Annotated in this window: 13 protein-coding genes, 1 tRNA gene and 1 pseudogene; 8 read left to right on the top strand and 7 right to left on the bottom strand. The window is 68.8% G+C overall.

The annotated features are described in order from the left end of the window. The first annotated feature begins 71 nt into the window (after positions 1-71). Together BSZ36_RS15470 and BSZ36_RS15465 are read left to right on the top strand one after the other, a co-directional pair. Entirely contained in the window at positions 72-1,148 is a 1,077-nt protein-coding gene (locus BSZ36_RS15470; RefSeq protein ID WP_218827704.1) for a glycosylasparaginase, read from the top strand. 26 nt (positions 1,149-1,174) lie between these two features. After that, positions 1,175-1,522: pseudogene (locus tag BSZ36_RS15465) on the top strand ((2Fe-2S) ferredoxin domain-containing protein); the annotation flags it as partial. A 235-nt stretch (positions 1,523-1,757) separates the two neighbouring features. Here BSZ36_RS15465 and BSZ36_RS15460 read toward each other — a convergent pair. The 6 genes from BSZ36_RS15460 to BSZ36_RS15435 all read right to left on the bottom strand — a co-directional run bounded on the left by BSZ36_RS15460 (position 1,758) and on the right by BSZ36_RS15435 (position 7,623). Further along, positions 1,758-2,564 carry a hypothetical protein gene (locus BSZ36_RS15460; protein WP_094550559.1) on the bottom strand — a complete coding sequence of 269 codons (807 nt, stop codon included), beginning with the start codon at positions 2,562-2,564 and terminating at the stop codon, positions 1,758-1,760. 12 nt (positions 2,565-2,576) lie between these two features. Next, a complete protein-coding gene (gene miaB, locus BSZ36_RS15455) occupies positions 2,577-4,079 on the bottom strand; it encodes a tRNA (N6-isopentenyl adenosine(37)-C2)-methylthiotransferase MiaB (protein ID WP_094550557.1) in 1,503 nt (500 codons plus the stop codon). A gap of 538 nt (positions 4,080-4,617) precedes the next feature. After that, on the bottom strand, positions 4,618-5,229 hold the full coding sequence (locus BSZ36_RS15450) for a riboflavin synthase (RefSeq protein ID WP_094550555.1): 612 nt from the start codon (positions 5,227-5,229) through the stop codon (positions 4,618-4,620). A gap of 32 nt (positions 5,230-5,261) precedes the next feature. Then, positions 5,262-5,831 (bottom strand): AMIN-like domain-containing (lipo)protein, encoded by a 570-nt coding sequence (locus BSZ36_RS15445; protein WP_094550553.1) that lies wholly within the window; start codon positions 5,829-5,831, stop codon positions 5,262-5,264. Next, on the bottom strand, positions 5,828-6,994 hold the full coding sequence (gene ribD / locus BSZ36_RS15440) for a bifunctional diaminohydroxyphosphoribosylaminopyrimidine deaminase/5-amino-6-(5-phosphoribosylamino)uracil reductase RibD (RefSeq protein ID WP_094550551.1): 1,167 nt from the start codon (positions 6,992-6,994) through the stop codon (positions 5,828-5,830). The genes BSZ36_RS15445 and ribD overlap by 4 nt, the downstream gene beginning before the upstream one ends. Then, positions 6,991-7,623, bottom strand: a complete 633-nt coding sequence (locus tag BSZ36_RS15435) for a hypothetical protein (RefSeq protein ID WP_143536928.1) — start codon at positions 7,621-7,623, stop codon at positions 6,991-6,993. Before BSZ36_RS15435 ends, ribD begins: the two co-directional genes overlap by 4 nt. A 77-nt stretch (positions 7,624-7,700) precedes the next feature. Between BSZ36_RS15435 and BSZ36_RS15430 the strand changes: the two genes are divergently transcribed. Continuing rightward, on the top strand, positions 7,701-8,543 hold the full coding sequence (locus tag BSZ36_RS15430; RefSeq protein ID WP_094550547.1) for a lysophospholipid acyltransferase family protein: 843 nt from the start codon (positions 7,701-7,703) through the stop codon (positions 8,541-8,543). Positions 8,544-8,603: 60 nt separating this feature from the next. Further along, a tRNA-Gln gene (locus BSZ36_RS15425) sits at positions 8,604-8,676 on the top strand. An 84-nt stretch (positions 8,677-8,760) separates the two neighbouring features. On the opposite strand, the gene BSZ36_RS15420 is transcribed toward BSZ36_RS15425, so the two are convergent. Then, positions 8,761-9,609, bottom strand: coding sequence for an NAD-dependent protein deacetylase (locus tag BSZ36_RS15420; RefSeq protein WP_094550545.1), 849 nt, complete (start codon positions 9,607-9,609; stop codon positions 8,761-8,763). Positions 9,610-9,743: 134 nt separating this feature from the next. Here BSZ36_RS15420 and BSZ36_RS15415 point away from each other — a divergent pair, with 134 nt between their 5' ends. The 4 genes from BSZ36_RS15415 (at position 9,744) to BSZ36_RS15400 (ending at position 17,341) form a co-directional block, all read left to right on the top strand. Next, positions 9,744-10,016: a hypothetical protein gene (locus BSZ36_RS15415; RefSeq protein WP_094550543.1), complete on the top strand. Its 273-nt coding sequence runs from the start codon at positions 9,744-9,746 to the stop codon at positions 10,014-10,016. Positions 10,017-10,068: 52 nt separating this feature from the next. Next, complete coding sequence (locus tag BSZ36_RS15410; protein WP_094550541.1) at positions 10,069-12,702, top strand: transglycosylase domain-containing protein; 2,634 nt, start codon at positions 10,069-10,071, stop codon at positions 12,700-12,702. A 71-nt stretch (positions 12,703-12,773) separates the two neighbouring features. Then, positions 12,774-13,655, top strand: coding sequence for an SdiA-regulated domain-containing protein (locus BSZ36_RS15405; protein WP_179271218.1), 882 nt, complete (start codon positions 12,774-12,776; stop codon positions 13,653-13,655). 2 nt (positions 13,656-13,657) lie between these two features. Next, complete coding sequence (locus BSZ36_RS15400) at positions 13,658-17,341, top strand: BamA/TamA family outer membrane protein (RefSeq protein WP_143536927.1); 3,684 nt, start codon at positions 13,658-13,660, stop codon at positions 17,339-17,341. Positions 17,342-17,384 lie beyond the last annotated feature (43 nt).

Genomic DNA, 17,384 nt, shown 5'->3' with positions numbered 1-17,384 from the left:
AGCCTCTGGCGCCAGAGGCCTGGTCTCTCCCTCGCTCTCTCATAGCTTGCGGCTCCACCGCGCCCCCGCCTATGTCTCTGTCTAGCCGCCGCGAGTTTCTGCGCCGCAGCGCCGCCGTTGGCGCGCTCTCCGCCCTGCCGGCCTCTAGCGCCCTCGCGCGTTCCGTCGCTCCGCCAGAGGCTCCGCGCGTGCCTCTGGCGCAGGCCGTTATCGCCACGTGGGACAACCGCGCGGCCGCTGAGGCCGCCTGGAACCGCCTGACCGCTGGCGAAGGGGCGCTCGACGCCGCTGAGCAAGGCGTCTGGATCCCCGAGGCAGACCCCAGCGACACGAGCGTCGGCCTGGGCGGACGGCCGGACCGCGACGGCAAGGTGACGCTGGACGCGTGCGTGATGGACCACCAACACCGCTGCGGTGCCGTCGCGGCGCTGCAAGACATCCTGCACCCTGTTTCGGTCGCGCGGCGCGTGATGGAGGCGACGCCGCACGTCATGCTCGTCGGTGACGGCGCCCGCGAGTTCGCACTCCAGCAGGGTTTTGAACCGACCGATCTGCTCACTGACGCCTCGCGACGGGCGTGGGAGGCGTGGCGCGAGACGCCAGAGGCGCAGGTCCGCCCGCCCATCAACGTGGAGCGCCGGCGGCCGGTCTCGGCAGACGACCACGACACCATCGGACTCCTAGCGCTGGACCGCCGCGCGCGCCTCGCGGGCGCCTGCACCACGAGCGGCTGGGGCTACAAACTGCCGGGCCGCGTGGGCGACTCGCCCATCATCGGCGCCGGGCTGTACGTGGACGGCAGCGTGGGCGCTGCCACGGCCACAGGCCACGGGGAGGAGATGATCCGCATCGCGGCGGCGCACTCGGTCGTGGAGGCCATGCGCTTCGGGCTCTCGCCAGAGGCCGCCTGCCAGTCGGCGGTGGAGCGGCTGGCCCGCGTCACGCCATCCGACACGCGCGAGATCCAGGCGGGCTTTCTCGCGCTCACGCCCGACGGAGCCTCTGGCGCTTGGGCGCTCCAGCCCGGCTTCGTCTACGTCGTCACGCTTCCCGAGGGCGCTCCTGAGCCTGCCGGCGGGATCCGTGCCCGCACGCCCGTCGTGGGCGGCGTCACCTACACCATCGAAGCGCCCGCTCTGCTCGGCTAGCCTCTGGCGCCGCCGCCTCCCCCCGTATGCCCACCACGCCAGAGGCCCGCACCGACGCGGCCATCCAGAAACAGGTCGCCACGCTGGGGATCGACAAGATTCAGCGCCACATCTTTCTCTGCGCCGAGCCGACGAAACCGAAATGCTGCGCGACTGAACTCGGCCTGGAATCGTGGGCGTTCCTCAAATCGCGCCTGGCCGAACTCGACTTGACCGGTGCGGGCGGCGTGTACCGTACAAAGGCGAACTGCTTGCGCGTGTGCTTGCAGGGGCCTATCGCGGTTGTCTATCCGGAGGGCGCGTGGTACCACTCGTGCACGCCAGAGGCTCTGGAGCGGATCATCCAGGAGCACCTCATCGGCGGGGAGGTCGTGGCACGACCTGCTGATCCACGAGCGGCCTCTGGCGGAGTAGCCACTGGCGCCAGAGGCTTCCTTCTCGCAAACAGACTCCCCCAGCGCTGTCATCGCGAGCGAAGAGCGGCGATCTCGTGACGCCGAGCGTGAGCGTACCAGATCGCTGCGTCGCGATAACCCATTTGTGGGGGGCAGCAAAGAGGGCGGCGGCCTCTGGCGCCAGAGGTTCCCCCTGGTAGATGCGCGGCGTCGCCTACGGAGCGTCCGGTGGCATCAGGACCTTCTGCTCGGACGTGTAGCGCATTCCGCCAGAGGTCGTGTAGCCCGGGTACGTGCCCGTCGTCTCGCCTGACCATTCTGTGCGCACGTCCAGCATCCAGTCCAGCCGGCGCACAATGCGAGCGGTCATGTCCATCGTCATGAGAGCGTCCGGCTCCCCAACCTCGACCTGCACCTCTTGCGTGATGAAGGCGGCGGGCGCTCCGCCGTACGTACCCAGGCTGTCTAGGCGGACCGTTAGCCGGTGCGGCCTGTCCGTTGCGGAGACGTACACCTGTCTCAAGAGCGAATCGGGGACCACGTAGGTCTGGCCGACCGCCATTGGCGTCGCCGGGTAATCCGCGTCGTCTAGCGAGATTTTGTCGTCCAGCGCCGCTTGTTGCTTCGCGTCGGGCTGCCAGCCAACGGGCACTTTCTGCCACCCTCTGTCGTCTCGCGCGATAGCGACGGGGAGGCCGTGCATCACGCTAGCACGCGGAGGGCCGGTAGGCCTGCCGTTGACCAGAAACCGGCTTTCGGACGCCTTCTCGGTTTGGAGCGCCTGCGTCAGTTGCCCGCCTTCCACCTCCGCCATGACCGTGAGCGTGGAGTCGTAGGTCTGGGACACAAACTTGGCTTGCCCCGTCGCGCTTTTCGCGATGCCACTGGACTGCGTTCGTGACGTCGTGATCACCGCTGCGCCCTCGGGTAGGGTCCACCCACCTAATATGGCGGACTCTTGCGCGAGGGCGGGCGCGGCCGCCCAGAGGCTCGCCAACGCGAGGATGAGATAGAGGCGCATCAGAGGAAATGATTAGATGGCGACAACCTCGCCAGAGGCCGCGTTCGCAGCTTCCAGCGTTGTCGCGCGCGTCACGTCACCGAAGAGCGTCGCGCTCGTGGAGCCGGTGATGAGGACCTCGGCGTAGTCGCCCTTCTGCAAGCCTCTGGCGCGGTCGAAGACGACCATGTGGTTGCCGTCCGTGCGTCCCTTGAGTTGGTCGTCGCTGCGCTTGCTCGTGCCCTCCACGAGGACCACCTCGCGGCGGCCGATCATCGCGTCGTTCTTGACCGCCGAGATGCTGTTCTGCAGCGCGATGATCTGGCTCAGGCGGGCCTTTTTAACCTCCTCCGGCACGTCGTCCTCGTACTTCCGCGCCGCGAAGGTGTCGGGCCGCTCGGAGTAGAAAAACATGAACGCGTGGTCGTACTGCACGCGCTCCATAAGGCTGAGCGTGTCGGCGTGCTCCTCTGGCGTCTCGCCGCAGAAGCCCGCGATGATGTCGGTCGAGAACGTGACGCCGGGCACGATGGCGCGGGCGCGGTCGATGAGGTCGAGGTAGTGCTCGCGCGTGTACGTCCGGCGCATCCGCCGCAGTACGTCGGTGTTGCCGTGCTGGACCGGGAGGTGGATAAAGTCGCAGACGTTGGCGACTTCGCGGTGGACGTGTAGCAACTCGTCCGAGCAGTCCTTGGGGTGGCTCGTGGAGTAGCGCACGCGCAACTCGGGCGAGAGCCGCGAGATCCGGTAGAGCAACTCCGCGAACGACACGCTCGCGCCAGAGGCCTCGTCGTGGTACGAGTTGACGTTCTGGCCCAGGACCGTGATCTCCTTGTACCCCGCGTCCACGAGCTGCGCGCACTCAGCGAGGATGCTCGTGACCGGGCGGCTCCGCTCGCGTCCGCGTGTAAACGGCACCACGCAGAAGGCGCACATGTTGTCGCAGCCGCGCATGATGCTCACAAATGCGCTCACGCCATTCGTGTCGTAGCGGACCGGCGTGAGGTCGGCGTAGGTCTCCTCGCGCGAGAGCTGCACGTTGACGGCGGCCTGCCCGGTCTCGCCGGTTTCCTCCAAGAGCCGCGGCAGATCGCGGTAGGCATCCGGGCCCACGACCAGGTCCACCAGCTTTTCCTGATCGAGCAGCTTGGTCCTGAGCCGCTCCGCCATGCAGCCCAGCACGCCGATGGTGAGATCGCCCTCGCCAGAGGCTAGCCGGTCCTTTTTCTGCGCGCGGAAACGCGCCAAGCGCCCCCGCACGCGGTCCTCGGCCTTTTCGCGGATGGCGCACGTGTTGATCAAGACAACGTCCGCGTCAGCCTCGTCCTCGGTCAGCCCGTAGCCTCTGGCGCCGAGGATGGACGCCACGAGCTCGGAATCCGCCACGTTCATCTGGCACCCGTACGTCTCGATGAGGACGCGCTTCTCGCCAGAGGCTGCGGGCGCTGCCGCCACGGTGTGCGGCTGGTCGATGCCTCTGGCGTCGGGTGCAGAGGAGACGGGGGCGAGGATGTCGAGGTCGGGCAGGATCTGCATCTCCGGGCGTGTGCTGTGCGGGCGGCGAAGCTACGGCAGGAGGCTGCGGGACCGGGCTAGGCTTGGGTGGAGACGGCGCGCCCCTCTTGATGGGGTTCGGGGCTCGCCAGAGGCCTCTGGCGAAACGAAAACGCCCCCACCTGCGCCGGAGGGACGCAAGCGGGGGCGAATTGGCTGATGGAGTGGTGGGTCTCCATCAAGCGAAACATCCGGCCCTTGTAAACAGAAGGGAAGGGCGGGCCGGGGTGCGAGCCTAGGCCATCATGAGGCCTAGAGCCGCTGCGATAGCCGAAAGGCGAACCGCGATTGAGAAAGGCGTGATGAGACGGGAGCGAGAGAGGAGGCGTACGGTCAACATGACGTTGGGACCAGATGGGATTGGCCACCCTTGCATGCAAGGTGCCATTGCCACTCTTGCAGCGTGAATGGGGCCGGTTCTCAGGTTTTCCCCTTAGCCCCGTTTGGGGGAAGACACACCTAACCGAGGGTTATCCACACCTCCCGTGGTTTATCAACGGTCCGTGAACGCGACGGAATGTCAGATGGGCGCCGAAATGGCGCTGTGCCCCTGGCCTCGCACGACATATTTGCCGACGAGGTCGAACTCCAGGTTGACGGCCTGTCCCACGCGCCAGCGGCCCGCCGTGGTCTTTTCCCACGTGTGCGGGATGATCGCGAGCCGGAACGTTCCCGCCGGCTCGTCCAGCGCGGCGACCGTCAGCGAGATCCCGTCTACGGTCACGCTCCCCTTCGGGATGAGGTATGGCGCGAAGGCCCCGGGGTACCGCACCACCACTTCGTGGGAGTCTGCCAGCGTCACGATCTCTGCGATCTCGCCTCTGGCGTCCACGTGCCCTTGCACCAAGTGGCCATCCAAGCGTGAACCCAGCACGAGCGCGCGCTCCAGGTTGACGCCGTCGCCAGAGGCCCGGTCGCCGAGCGTAGTCTTGCGCAGCGTCTCCTCGACCGCGACGGCCTCGAAGCCGCTGGCGTCCTGCACCACAACGGTCAGGCACGCGCCATCCACCGCGACGCTCTCGTCCACGCGCAAGGCGTCCGAAAAAGAGCACTCGACGCGAACGCGGCGACCTCCATCCAACTCGTCAACGCGCGCGATGCGGCCGATCTCTTCAACGATGCCTGTAAACATGGGGTGTGGGCGCGATGGGCCGCGCTAAAGGGTCAGTCGGGGAGCGGGTGCCGGATGTCCACGGCCAGCCGCTCCGGGTTGTGGAGCCGCGTGATGCGGTAGGCCTCTGGCGATGCGAGGCCGAGCGCCCATTCAAGACGCCCTTCAAAATCACAGGCGGGGACCGTCCCTATGAGGGCGGGCAGGCGTGGCGAGCCCGGCGAGTGACGGATGGTTTCTGTTCCGTCTTCGGTGAAGCCTCTGGCGCCGATCAGAGACACGTAGAGGATGGACGCGCCCGGAACCGCCAGAGGCTCTCCCGAGCCGCAGGCGGTAGCGGCGTCGACCGTTCGCACATCGACCCCAGGCTGACCGCCCTCGAACTCAAAGACGACGCGGTCATAGCCGGGCGCCGCGTCCAGGTGCGCCGCCACCCTCATTTCGGTGACCACCACGTCGGAGGCCTCGCCTGGCAAGACGATTGGCTCTGATGTCCACTCTGTATCGTCCGGGACGTCCGCCGCGATCGGTTGCGGGGCCTCTGGCGCCAGAGGCTGAGGGGAGGGGACCGGCTCGGTCGCGCAGCCAGCGAGAAGAAAGAGCAGCAGGGCGGTTCGCATCATGGAGCGTGGAAGTAGCCGCGTAGCAGAACGTCCAGACCGACGGTTTCCCATGCGCTCTCGAAAAAGGTCAGCGCGTCGGCCATGCGCTCCACGTCGAGCGCGCCCGCGATGCCGATGCCGACACCTGCCAGTTTGGGCGCCACAAAAGCGAACAGGCGGTCCGTCAGTCTCTGGCGGAGAAAGGCCGCTGCGAGGCCGGGACCGGGTTCAACGAGGACGGACTGCACCCGCCGCGCGAGGCCCTCGCCAGAGCCCAGCATGTCCAGAACCGCCCCGAGGTCCAAGTGCCCGTCTGCCTCTGGCGCCGTGAGAACCGTTCCGCCTCTGGCGCGGAGGGCGTCGGCGTAGGCTGGTGTGGCGGCAGGAGCCGTGACGGCGACGGTGCGAGAGGCGTGGGCGTCGGTAAACAGCTTTAGATCCGAGGCAAGGGACCCCGTGCGGTCGAGCACAATGCGGAGGGGTTGCGTCTGGCCCTCCGCCAGCGGCCAGTCGCGGACGGTCAGGCTCGGGTCGTCCGTGCGGGCCGTCCCGGCGCCGACGAGGACAGCATCGGCCTCGGCGCGCCAGCGGTGCACGAGCGCGCGGGCCTGGGGTGAGGTGATCCAGCGAGAGTCGCCAGAGGCCGTCGCGACCTGCCCGTCCAGCGTGAGGGCCCATTTCAGCGTCACGAGCGGGCGGCCGGTTCGGACGTGCGTGAGGAACGCCTCGTTGAGACGCCGCGCCTCGGTCTCGCGCACGCCCACCGTCACGTCCGCGCCCGCTTCTCGGATGCGGGCGATGCCGCGGCCCGCGACCTCGGGGAACGGGTCCTCGTGCGCCACGATCACGCGCCGGAAGCCTCTGGCGACAATCAAATCCGCGCACGGCGGCGTTTTTCCGAAGTGACTGCACGGCTCCAGCGTGACCACGATGGTGGCATCGGTGAGGTCCGCGCCAGAGGCCATGCTTCCGCTTACAGAGGCCCGCTCGTCGGCGTCGCGCACGGCCCAGACCTCGGCGTGGGGGCCACCGTACGCGCGGTGCCAGCCCTCGCCCAGAACCGTCTCGCCGTCTGCAGCGACGATCACCGCGCCCACCATCGGGTTGGGGCTTACCGCCCCTGCGCCTCTGGCGGCGAGCGTGAGCGCGCGGTCCATGTGTCGGGCCTGCTGCTCGGGCGTCATACCTCCATGGCCCACTCCGGGAGGTCGTCCAGCGCCCAGCGCTCCAAGTAGAACTTGTGCTCGCCACGTGCCTTCTGGTACGGCATCACGAGCCGCCTCGCGCCTGGGGCCTCGTGAGCCTGTAGCGCCGCGAGAAGCCTCTGGCGTAACGGCTGGCCGGTGTACACCACCCAGTCCCACCCGTCGTGCGCGGGCTCTGGAGTAAACACGAGCGCACTCGGTTGCTGGTCCAGGATCGCGCGGAGCGCCGACCACCCGGCGCGGTCCTCGGCCTGACCGACGCGCGCCAGCAGCGCTGGGTCCACGGCCTCTGGCGCGGCGGCGAGCGCGACGCCCGGGGCGGGCGCCAGAAGTGACCGGCCGGGGCCGAGCCCTTCGGGGTGCGTGCTCCACTCGAAACCCGCCCACAGATCAGAAAGCGGCTCTCGCCAGAGGCTCGGGTCGGCCAGAGCCGTCAGGCCGGTACGCGTTTCGTCTCCGAGGTGGGTGCCAGCGAGGTAGGCGCGGGCGTAGGTCGGGCGACGCAAGAGACTTTCCAGCGAGGCCATCTCGCGAGGGGCGCCTCGCGGAACGGGCTCGTCCGCAGCCGCGTCGAGCGCGAGGGGTTCGTCGGTGAAAACCTTGAGCACGTCCATGGGCTCCTGTATCCTCACGCGGCCTCTGGCGTTCCTGCACAGCCCCCGTCTCCGCGCTTTCCTCGTTCGCTATGCGCTCGCTTCAGTCCGCCCTCGCCTGGGTCGGCATCATCCTGTTGATCCTTCTGATGGTGCCCACGGTCGCCCTCGTGCGGCTGTTCGACCGCGGGAAGGGGCTGTACGCGACCGGCCGCACGTTCCGCACGATGGGCGGCTGGATCACGCGCGTGAACCCCCGGTGGCGCGTCGCTATTACGGGTGACCTCCCTCGCGATCCCCGCAACCCGTACGTCGTTGTCGCCAATCACCAGTCGATGGCGGACATTCCGGCGATCTCGCGCCTGCCGTGGGAGATGAAGTGGGTGGCGAAAAAGTCGCTATTCGATCTCCCGGTCGTGGGGTGGCTCGTCAAGATGTCTCGGGACATCCCGGTAGACCGTAAAGACCCGGACAGCCGCGCGAACGTCATCCTTCGCGCCAAGTACGCGCTGCGCCACCGCGTCTCCGTCATGTTTATGCCCGAGGGCACACGCTCGCGCGATGGCCGCGTGCTTCGCTACCAGGACGGCGCCTTCCGCCTGGCCGTGGACCTGGGCCTGCCCATTCTGCCTCTGGCGATCGACGGAACCGCCGAGGCGCTCCCCAAGCACGGCTGGCGATTTGGCAAGGCCGACGTGAAGGTCCACGTGTTCGCGCCCATCCCTACCGCCGACCTCACTGCCGCCGACGTGCCCGCGCTACGAGAGCGCGTGCGACAGGCGACGATCGAGCAGATCGCGACGTGGCGCGGCGTGGCGCCAGAGGCCGTGGACGCGGCGCCGGAGCAGCGCGCCGCACTCGCAGCGCCCGAGGCGGGGAGTGAGATCACCTTCGGCGGCGAAGAGAGGGCAAAGACGACGGCCTCTCGCGGCTAGCGGCTTGTATCGCGCCGGGCGCGCGCCCTACCTTGGCGCCGTCCCGTCCGCGGGACCGTTTGCCCGATAGCTCAATTGGCAGAGCGCCAGTTTCTGGATCTGGAGGTTCAAGGTTCGATTCCTTGTCGGGCAGCCCAACACGCCACCCCGCTTCGGCTGGGTGGCGTTTTTTTGTGGGTGCGGGCGCCCCGGATCGGCATGTGGGGCAGGCGCCGGCTCAAGCCAGCCGGGCCGCTAGATCGGGCAGCGCGTGGCTGAGAGGCGCCTCCACCTTGAGCGTCACGCGGGAGTCCGCGCGGGTGGCGCCGAGCGTGAGCAACGCCGCAGGCTTGCCCTCCTTCTCCGCCCGGACGACGAACCGGAAGCCCGAGTACACCGCGAGGCTGGACCCGACGACGAGAAGCGCATCGCCTCTGGCGTAGAGATCCCACGCCGCCGCGACCGTCGGCTTGGGCACGCTGCCGCCGAAAAACACCACGTCCGGCATCAAAATGCCGTTACAGAACGAGCAGTCCGGGACTGCGAAGCCCGCGATATCCTCTGGCGCCAGGACCGCGTCGCCGTCGGGGCGCAGCGCGCCGGAGGCCGTCGGGTGGCCGGGGTTGAGCCGCAGGATCTCGGCCTGCACATCGTCGCGCGAGGTCACCGTCCCACACGAGAGGCAGCGCACGCGCCGGAGCGCGCCGTGTAACTCTACCACGTTCTGGCTCCCGGCTTGGTGGTGGAGCCCGTCCACGTTCTGCGTGATGATGCCTGCAACGGCGCCAGAGCCTTCCAGCGCTGCGAGGGCGCGGTGGCCAGCGTTGGGCGCCGCCTGCGCCACGCGCCCGTAGCCGACCGCGCTCCGCGCCCAGTACCTCTGGCGCGCGTCAGCGCTGTTCACGAACACGTCGTGCTGCATCGGCTTGTGCGTGCGCGGCGTGGAGCGGGGGGACCTGTAATCCGGGATCCCGCTATCGGTGGAGATCCCGGCGCCGGTGAGGACGGTCAGCCGCTTGCCGCGAAGCAGCGCCGCCAGCTCGTCCACGCCGCGCGCAACGCCAGAGGCAGGTGCAGAGGTGTTCATGCCGGTGGAACGCGCCTCTGGCGCGGCGGCTCCGCCAGAGGCCTCTGGCGCCGGGGGCGCGAAGGCGAGGATTCAACCGTTTCGCATCCTCGCGGCGTGGCCTGCGTACGGCATCTCGCTCCTCCCTCTGGATTATGCCCTTGATCGCGCTCCTTTCCCGCCTCCTCTCGCTCGTCGTGTTGATCGGCGGGTTCGCGCTCAGCATCGTCGCGGCCGTGGCCGATGGCTTCGGGCCGTTCGCCGTCGGCGTGATCGTGTTGGTGACCCTCGCGATGAGCGTCGGCCTGGCCGCGATTGGGCGGATCTGCTCCGACACCGCCCGCATCGCGCGGTACGTCCGTGTGGAGGAGAAGAAGCGCAAGACCGCCGCCGAGGCCGAGGATCCCGTCCTCGCCTACTTCTCCTGATCCCCTGTCGCGCCGCCCCGTCCGCGCCTCTGGCGCCAGCGGTGGACCCGATATGAGCACTACTGCCACTGAACCCTCGCCCACACCAACCCGCCGCATGGCGGGATGGGCGCGCCGCACGGCTTCTGGCGCCGCCAGAGGCCTGGGCCGCGGCGCCGCGCGCGCCGGCGGCGGCTTCTGGCGCTGGAGCGGCACGCGGTGGGAGCGCGTGCGCGATGCCGAGGCGCAGCGCTCGGCGCGCTTGTTCAACCTCGCAGCCCTTCTCGCCGGCTGGGGCGCGGCGCTCGGCGGCGCCGTGTTCACCCTCGTGTTGCTCTACGCGCTGTTCCTGATCCCGTTCACGCCGCGCGTGGCGACTCTAGAACAGGCGCTGGAGATCCACCCGTCCGTCGCCATCTCAGCCGACGGGACCGAGCTCACGGAGTACGCCAGAGGCGGACGCGAGTGGGTGGAATTGGAGGACATCTCGCCGCACGTGATCGACGCGCTCTTGGCGACCGAGGACCGGCGGTTCTACTCCCACGGCGGCATCGACCTGCGGCGGACCGCGGGCGCCGTTGTGCGGACGCTGAGTGGGGACCGCGAGGGCGGCTCCTCGATCACGCAGCAACTTGCGAAGAACCTCTTCCCGCAAGCGATCGGCAACGACGCCTCGCTCAAGCGGAAGCTCAAGGAGGCCATTACCGCCATCAAGATCGAGCGGGTGTACGAGAAGGACCAGATCCTGGAGATCTACCTCAACTCGGTCCCGTTCCTCTACAACGCCATCGGGATTGAGCGCGCGGCGCGGACCTACTTCTCCAAGGGCGCGGACGACCTCACGCTCGTCGAGTCCGCCACGCTTGTCGCCATGCTCAAAGGCACGAGCTACTACAACCCCCGCCGCAACCCCGAGCGCGCGCTGCGCCGCCGCAACCTCGTGCTCCGCCTGATGGTGGACGATGGGCGCCTGGAGGCGCCAGAGGCCGAGCGTCTAAGCCAGCAGCCTCTGGCGTTGCGCTTCGAGCGCCAGACGATCCAGGCCAGCCTCGCGCCGCACTTCACCGAACACGTACGCCGCGAGATGGAGGCCTGGGCCGACAAGAACGGATATAACCTCTACGGCGACGGCCTCCGGGTCTACACCACGCTGGACTGGCGCCTGCAGCGCGCCGCGACGGAGTCCGTCCGCAAGTTCGGCGACGCGCTCCAGACCGTTGCCGACGTGGAGTGGGGCCGCACGAGCGCGAGCCGCCTCGGCTCCACCACGTCGCCCTACTACCGCGCGGCCTCTGGCGTCACGGCCTTCGGGCACTACTGGGAAAGCAAAACGGCCGTCGTGGACCAGTTTATCCGCGAGAGCGCCGAGTTCGAGCGCGAGACCGCGGGCGGCGCCACGCCAGAGGCCGCCATCGCCTCACTTCGGGGCGACGCCACGTTTATGGCGAACCTCAAAAACGCTAAGACGAAGCTGCAAGTCGGCTTCTCGGCCATCGACCCGCACTCGGGCGCGATCCGCGTGTGGGTGGGTAGCCGTGGCTACCGCGAGGCGCCGTTCGACCACGTCCTGCGCGCCCGCCGGCAGCCCGGCAGCACGTTCAAGCCGTTCGTGTACGCCCGCGCGCTGGAAGAAGGCTGGGACCCCGACGACACGCTCCGCGACGACTCCGTCCGTATCCAGATCGACCGCGACGAGCTCTGGGAGCCGACCGACCCCGACGCCGCCTCTGGCGAACTCGTGACGCTGCGCGACGGCCTCGCGCTGTCCCGGAACCGCATCTCGGCCCAACTCGGCCAGCGCGTTGGCGCCCGCGACGTGGCCCGCCTCGCGCGGCGGGCGGGCGTCAACCGCAGCAAGCTGGAGGCTGTGCCCTCCATTGCGCTTGGAACCGAGGAGGTGTCCCTTCTGGAGATGACCTCGGCCTACGCGACGTTCGCAGCCGCGGGCCTCTACCACCGGCCTCTGGCGATCACGCGCATCGAGGACCGCGACGGCAACGTGCTCGAGGACTTCGCGCCAGAGGCCCGGCAGGCCCTCAAGCCCGAAGTCGCGCACACGCTCGTGGACATGCTTCGCGGCGTCGTGGACCGCGGGACCGGTCGGCAGCTCCGCTCCGAGTTCGGCGTGCGGGCCGACGTGGCTGGCAAGACCGGCACCACGCAGGACGGCGTGGACGGCTGGTTTATGGCCATCCACCCAGACCTCGCGATGGGCGCCTGGGTCGGCTTCGACGATCCGCGCGTGACCTTCCGAAGCGCCTACTGGCAGCAGGGCGGCCACAACGCGCTCCGCGTCGTCGGGGATTTCTCGCGCACCGCTCTCCGCTCCGGCTTGCTCAGCGCCCGGCCGCGCTTCCCCGAAACGCCTGAGCCCTCCTCTGGCGGGATCCGAGACTGGTTCGACGGCATCTTCGGCGGTGACGAGGAACCGGCGCCAGAGGCGCGGCGCCAGGAACGCCCCCGTCGCCCGGCGCGGCCAGACCGGGCCCCCGAACGCTCCTCGCCAGAGGCCGACGCGGTCGCGGACGCCGTGGAGGAGGCGCTACGAGATATCGACCCCGAGGCCCGGCGCGCCATCGACGATGCGGCCCGCCAGCTTGAGCGCGAGGCCGACCGTTTGGCGCGCGATGCCGAGCGCGCTGCCCGCGAGATCGAGCGCGAAGGCGCGCGGGCCCTCCGCGAGGCCGCACGAGATATTTTCCGTTAGCGTCGCCTCTGGCGCCGTAGGGCGCCCCGGGGAAACGAACCGACGGCATGGCCCAGCGTACCACACGGTTCATGCCTGACCTCTCTCGCTTTCTCTTGCCGCTGGCGCTCGTCGCTTTCGGCGCCTGCACCGACCGCGCCTCTGGCGCCGACGGTCTCGATTCCGTTCTCGCACGCACGGAGACCGCGCCAGAGGCCGATATGCGCGTCGGCACGGTCCCGTACGCGCTCTCCCAGCCCGACGCGCGCTGGATGCTGCCCTCGCGCCTGCGCGAGATCAGCGGCCTCGGCATGACCGACGACGGGCGGCTTCTCGCGGTCCAGGACGAGGACGGTGATCTGTTCGAGATCGACCCCGCCTCTGGCGCCACCACGTCGACCCGCGCGTTCTACAACAGCGGCGACTACGAAGGCGTCGAGCCCGTTGGCGACGTGACGTGGATCGTCGAGAGCGATGGCGACCTGTACCGCTTTACCGGCTCCGAGGAAGCGGAAAAGCGCGAGACCGGCCTTAGCCGCAGCAATGACGTGGAAGGCCTGGCCTACGACGCCAGAGGCAACCGCCTCCTGCTCGCGTGCAAAGGCGATCCCGGCGGTGGGCGCAAAGGCGTCCGCACCATCTACGCCTACGATCTCGCCGCAGAGCGGCTCGACCCCGACCCCGTGTTCACGCTCGACCGCGAGGTGCTAGACGAGGGCGGCGCTCCGTTTAAACCGTCCGGACTCGCCGTCCACCCGAGCACGGGCGAGATCTACATCATCTCCGGCGTGCGCAAGGCGCTCGTCGTGCTCAGCCCCGAGGGCGACCTCACCGCTGCCGTCTCGTTGCCGCCTAGGCTCTATCCTCAGCCTGAGGGCATCGCCTTTGCCCGCGACGGTACGCTCTTTGTTTCCAACGAGGGCGGCGGCGGTTCTGCCACCCTTCTCCGATTCTCTCCTCAGCCCCTCCCGTAACGTTGCGACCCACCCGACCTCTGGCCGTGCTCGCGGCCCTCGCTCTCCTCGCAGGCTGCGCCACCTCCGGCCGCTACGTCGACGGAGAGGCCACGATGCCGCTGCCCGCTGCCGATCTCGCGTACGAGGTCTTTCTCCTCGGCAACACCGCCGATGTGGTCCCGGGCGCTGACGTTCTCGGTGCCCTCCGCGCCGACGCCCTCCGTGCGGGGGAGAACAGCGCCGTCGTCTTTCTCGGTGACCTTACCGCCAGCGGCCTTCCTTCTGGCGGCGTGGACTCCGCATCATTCGTAGCGCCGGAGGCCATCCAGCGCCTCGTGGACGTGGTCGATGGCTATGACGGAGAGGTCTATGCGGTCCCTGGGGACCGAGACTGGGCCACAGGCGCAGGGGGCGTGATCGCGCTTGGAGAGGCGCTGGATCTCGCGATGGGCCGCGAGGACGTGCTGCTGCCAGGCGACGCGCTGGGCGGCGTGCGCGAGTTCGAACTCGCCGAGGGCCTGCGCCTGTTCGCGATCGATACCGCATGGTGGCTCCAGAACCCAGAGGACCGCCCCGAAGGCGAGGTCGAGGACTTCGACATTGCCAGCCCCGCTGACCTCACGATCGCGCTAGAGGCACTCTTGCGCGACCGGGAGGATGCCCAGATCATCGCCGTTGGGCACCACCCCATCCGCTCCAACGGAGAGCATGCGGGCTACCGGACGGTTGGCGGCACGCTTGCAGGGCTCGGTGTGGGGCCGCTCCTGCGCCAGACCATCGGCATCTCTGGCCAGGACCTCGCGTCTCCGACGTACCGCTCCATGCGGAGCGCCCTGGACCGCGCGTTCGCGGGGGACGCCAAGCTCACCAACGGACTCGTCTACGCCGCCGCGCACGACCACAGCCTGCAGGTCATCCCCGTGGAGCGCTCGCCGCTGAGCACGCAGATGTACCTCGTCAGCGGCGCCGCCGGTGAAACGCGCCCCACCGCCAGCGGCCGGGGCGCCGCCTACGCGCACCCCGCGCCGGGCTACATGCGCATCCGGTACTACGAGGACGGCCGGACCTGGCTTGAGGTTATCGAACTCGCCTCTGGCGGGCCTACGGTCGCCTACCGCACCGAAATCTCCGGCGTGAACGCCGAACTCCTCGACAACGAGGTCCCGGATGTAGACCCGGCGGATCTCCCCGACACGAGCCAGCCCGTCACGATGGCGGCGCAGGACGACTTCGCCAGCGGCCCGTTCAAGAACAGCGCGTTTACGCGCCTCGCCTTTGGCGGAGGCTACCGTGACCTCTGGGCCACGCCGTTTGAGGTTCCGGTTCTGGACCTCGGGACCGAGGCCGGTGGCCTCTCGCCTGTAAAGCGGGGCGGGGGCCTGCAGACCACCTCGCTGCGTCTGCAGGGCGAGGACGGCAACCAGTATGGCCTGCGCCTTCTGGAGAAGAGCGGTCTCGCTCAAGTCCCCGTCGAACTCCGCGACGGCGTCGTCGCGGACGTCGTCCGCGACCAGCGCGCGGCGGCCAGCCCGTTCGGCGCCCTCGTCGCTGCGCCTCTGGCGGACGCCGCGGGCATCCTCTACCAGGAGCCGCGGATCGTGTACGTACCGGACGACCCTCGCCTGGGCCGCTACCGCGAGACCTTCGCGGGCCGCCTCGCGCTGTTCGAAGTCCGCGCGGACGATGACGTCTCCGACGTGCCCGGACTTCTCGGCGCGTACGATGTCATCTCGGCTCAGAAGCTCCGCGAGGAGATGGCCGAGGATCAGGACCACCGCGTGGACCAGCGGACGTACCTCCGCGCGCGCCTCCTGGACGCCTTGCTCGGCGACTGGGATCGCCACCAAGACCAGTGGCGCTGGAGCGCCTACGAGCCGGGCGAACTGGACCCCTCGCTGACCGGCGACGCGGCCACAAAAGGCAAGGTGTACTTGCCCATCCCGAGAGACCGCGACTTCGCGTTTTTCCGCCCTGGCGGCATCATGGGCTTCTTCCTCAGCTACAGTGACGACCGCTTCGAGCCGTACGGGGAGGACTTCACGGACACCTACGGCCTGTCATTCAACGGCTTCAAGCAGGATCGCCGGTTCTACAACGAGCTCACGCGTGAGGATTTCGAGGCCGTTGCCCGCGAGCTTCAGGGCCTGTTGCCAGACCCCGTGATCGATGACGCGATCGGTCAGCTTCCGCCTCCTATCCGAGCGCAAGAGGGCACCTTCTGGGGCTCCTCCCTCAAGTCCCGTCGCGACGATCTGGTGGAGTACGCGAACCGGCTCTACCGCCTGCACGCGCCGGTCGTGGACGTTGTCGGGAGCAATGAGCGCGAGCTGTTCGAGGTGACCTTCGGGTCAGACCGGATGGTAGAGGTCGTGGTCTCGTCCTACAAGAAGAGCGAGAAGGGGGGCGAACTCTACCGCCGTACGCTGAGCCAAGAGGACACGGACGAAATCCGCCTCTACGGCTTCTCTGGCCGCGACCGCTTCGTGATCAACGGCGAGGGCTCGACGCGTATCCGCGTGATCGGCGGGGGAGGCGAGGACGAAGTCGAGAGCGACTTCGGCGGCGTATTTGTCTACGACACCCCCCTGGGCATGGAGATCGACGGCCGGGCGCATGACCGCCGGTCTGATGACCCCGACGTCAACCGCTACGACCCGGGCGAGTACACCCCGACGGACTTCTCCAAGGTCCCGTTCGTGTCCGCAAACGCGACCGATGGGCTGATCCTGGGGGCCGGCGTGATGTACACCGTCTCCGGTTTCCGTCTCCAGCCTGCCGCCACGCACCTCCTCTACGCCAACTTCGCCACCTCCACGCTCGGCGTGCAGGGGGGCTACAGTGGCCGCATGCGGGAGGCCTTTGGCAACTTCGATCTCGACGTGGACGCAGTGGCCTCCACGCCGCGGTACGTCCGCAACTTCTACGGCTTCGGCAACGACACGCCCCTCTTGGAGGACGTGGACCTGGCACGTGTCAACCTCGCGCAGATCCGCGGCGAAGCCCTCCTCGGCGGCGAGCTCGGCCAGGGCCTCCGGCTCCGCCTCGGCCCCTCGGTCCGCTACGCCGATGCCCAGATAGGCGACACGCCGACGGTCGCTTCCATGCAGCTCTCGCCAGAGGCCTTCGAGCCTCAGGTGCACGCGGGAGGCGCCGGAAGCCTGACGTTGGACCTGGCCTCTGGCGGGATCAACCCCAAGCGGGGCGTCAAGCTCAGCGTCCGCGGCGCGAGCTATCTGGGCCTGACGGGAGCCGCCAGCGAGTACTCCCGCCTTGGCGGCGAAGCCATCACCTACGTTCCGTTCCTGGCCGGCAGCACGCTCGCGCTCCGCGCGGGCGCCGATCACCGCTTTGGCGACGCGCCGTTCTTCGACAGCGCGATCCTGGGCGGCGCGACCACGCTCCGCGGCTACCGCCGCGAGCGGTTCACCGGCGAGACCATTGCCTATGGCAACGCCGAGGTGAGGGCCAAGCTGTTCGACCTTAGCACCTACCTCGCGCCCGTCAAGGTGGGCGTGCTCGGCTTCGCGGATGCGGGCCGGGCGTGGGACATCGGGGCCTCTGGCGGCGTCTTCGACGACCTCCACACCGGCTTCGGCGGCGGGCTGTGGTTCGGCGTTCTGGACTACGCCATCATCAACCTGACCGTCGCCAGAGGCGATGACGACGAAACGCTCGTTACGTTTGGCGGCGGGTTCCAGTATTAAGCCTTTCTCTCTCGCGCCTCTGGCGCCGCGGCCCCCGGCCGTA

Source organism: Rubricoccus marinus (assembly GCF_002257665.1).
GTDB classification, from domain to species: Bacteria; Bacteroidota; Rhodothermia; order Rhodothermales; family Rubricoccaceae; genus Rubricoccus; species Rubricoccus marinus.
The sequence above is the reverse complement of the archived record's forward strand: the minus strand, read 5'-3'. Positions and strand labels throughout refer to the sequence as shown.

Excerpts from the sequence above, each read along its gene's own strand:
- BSZ36_RS15410 (WP_094550541.1), top strand. The coding sequence starts at position 10,069 with ATGAGCACTACTGCCACTGAACCCTCGCCCACACCAACCCGCCGCATG.
- miaB (WP_094550557.1), bottom strand. The coding sequence starts at position 4,079 with ATGCAGATCCTGCCCGACCTCGACATCCTCGCCCCCGTCTCCTCTGCA.
- BSZ36_RS15460 (WP_094550559.1), bottom strand. The coding sequence starts at position 2,564 with ATGCGCCTCTATCTCATCCTCGCGTTGGCGAGCCTCTGGGCGGCCGCG.
- ribD (WP_094550551.1), bottom strand. The coding sequence starts at position 6,994 with ATGACGCCCGAGCAGCAGGCCCGACACATGGACCGCGCGCTCACGCTC.
- BSZ36_RS15415 (WP_094550543.1), top strand. The coding sequence starts at position 9,744 with ATGCCCTTGATCGCGCTCCTTTCCCGCCTCCTCTCGCTCGTCGTGTTG.
- BSZ36_RS15445 (WP_094550553.1), bottom strand. The coding sequence starts at position 5,831 with ATGATGCGAACCGCCCTGCTGCTCTTTCTTCTCGCTGGCTGCGCGACC.
- BSZ36_RS15420 (WP_094550545.1), bottom strand. The coding sequence starts at position 9,609 with ATGAACACCTCTGCACCTGCCTCTGGCGTTGCGCGCGGCGTGGACGAG.
- BSZ36_RS15430 (WP_094550547.1), top strand. The coding sequence starts at position 7,701 with ATGCGCTCGCTTCAGTCCGCCCTCGCCTGGGTCGGCATCATCCTGTTG.
- BSZ36_RS15405 (WP_179271218.1), top strand. The coding sequence starts at position 12,774 with ATGCCTGACCTCTCTCGCTTTCTCTTGCCGCTGGCGCTCGTCGCTTTC.
- BSZ36_RS15450 (WP_094550555.1), bottom strand. The coding sequence starts at position 5,229 with ATGTTTACAGGCATCGTTGAAGAGATCGGCCGCATCGCGCGCGTTGAC.
- BSZ36_RS15470 (WP_218827704.1), top strand. The coding sequence starts at position 72 with ATGTCTCTGTCTAGCCGCCGCGAGTTTCTGCGCCGCAGCGCCGCCGTT.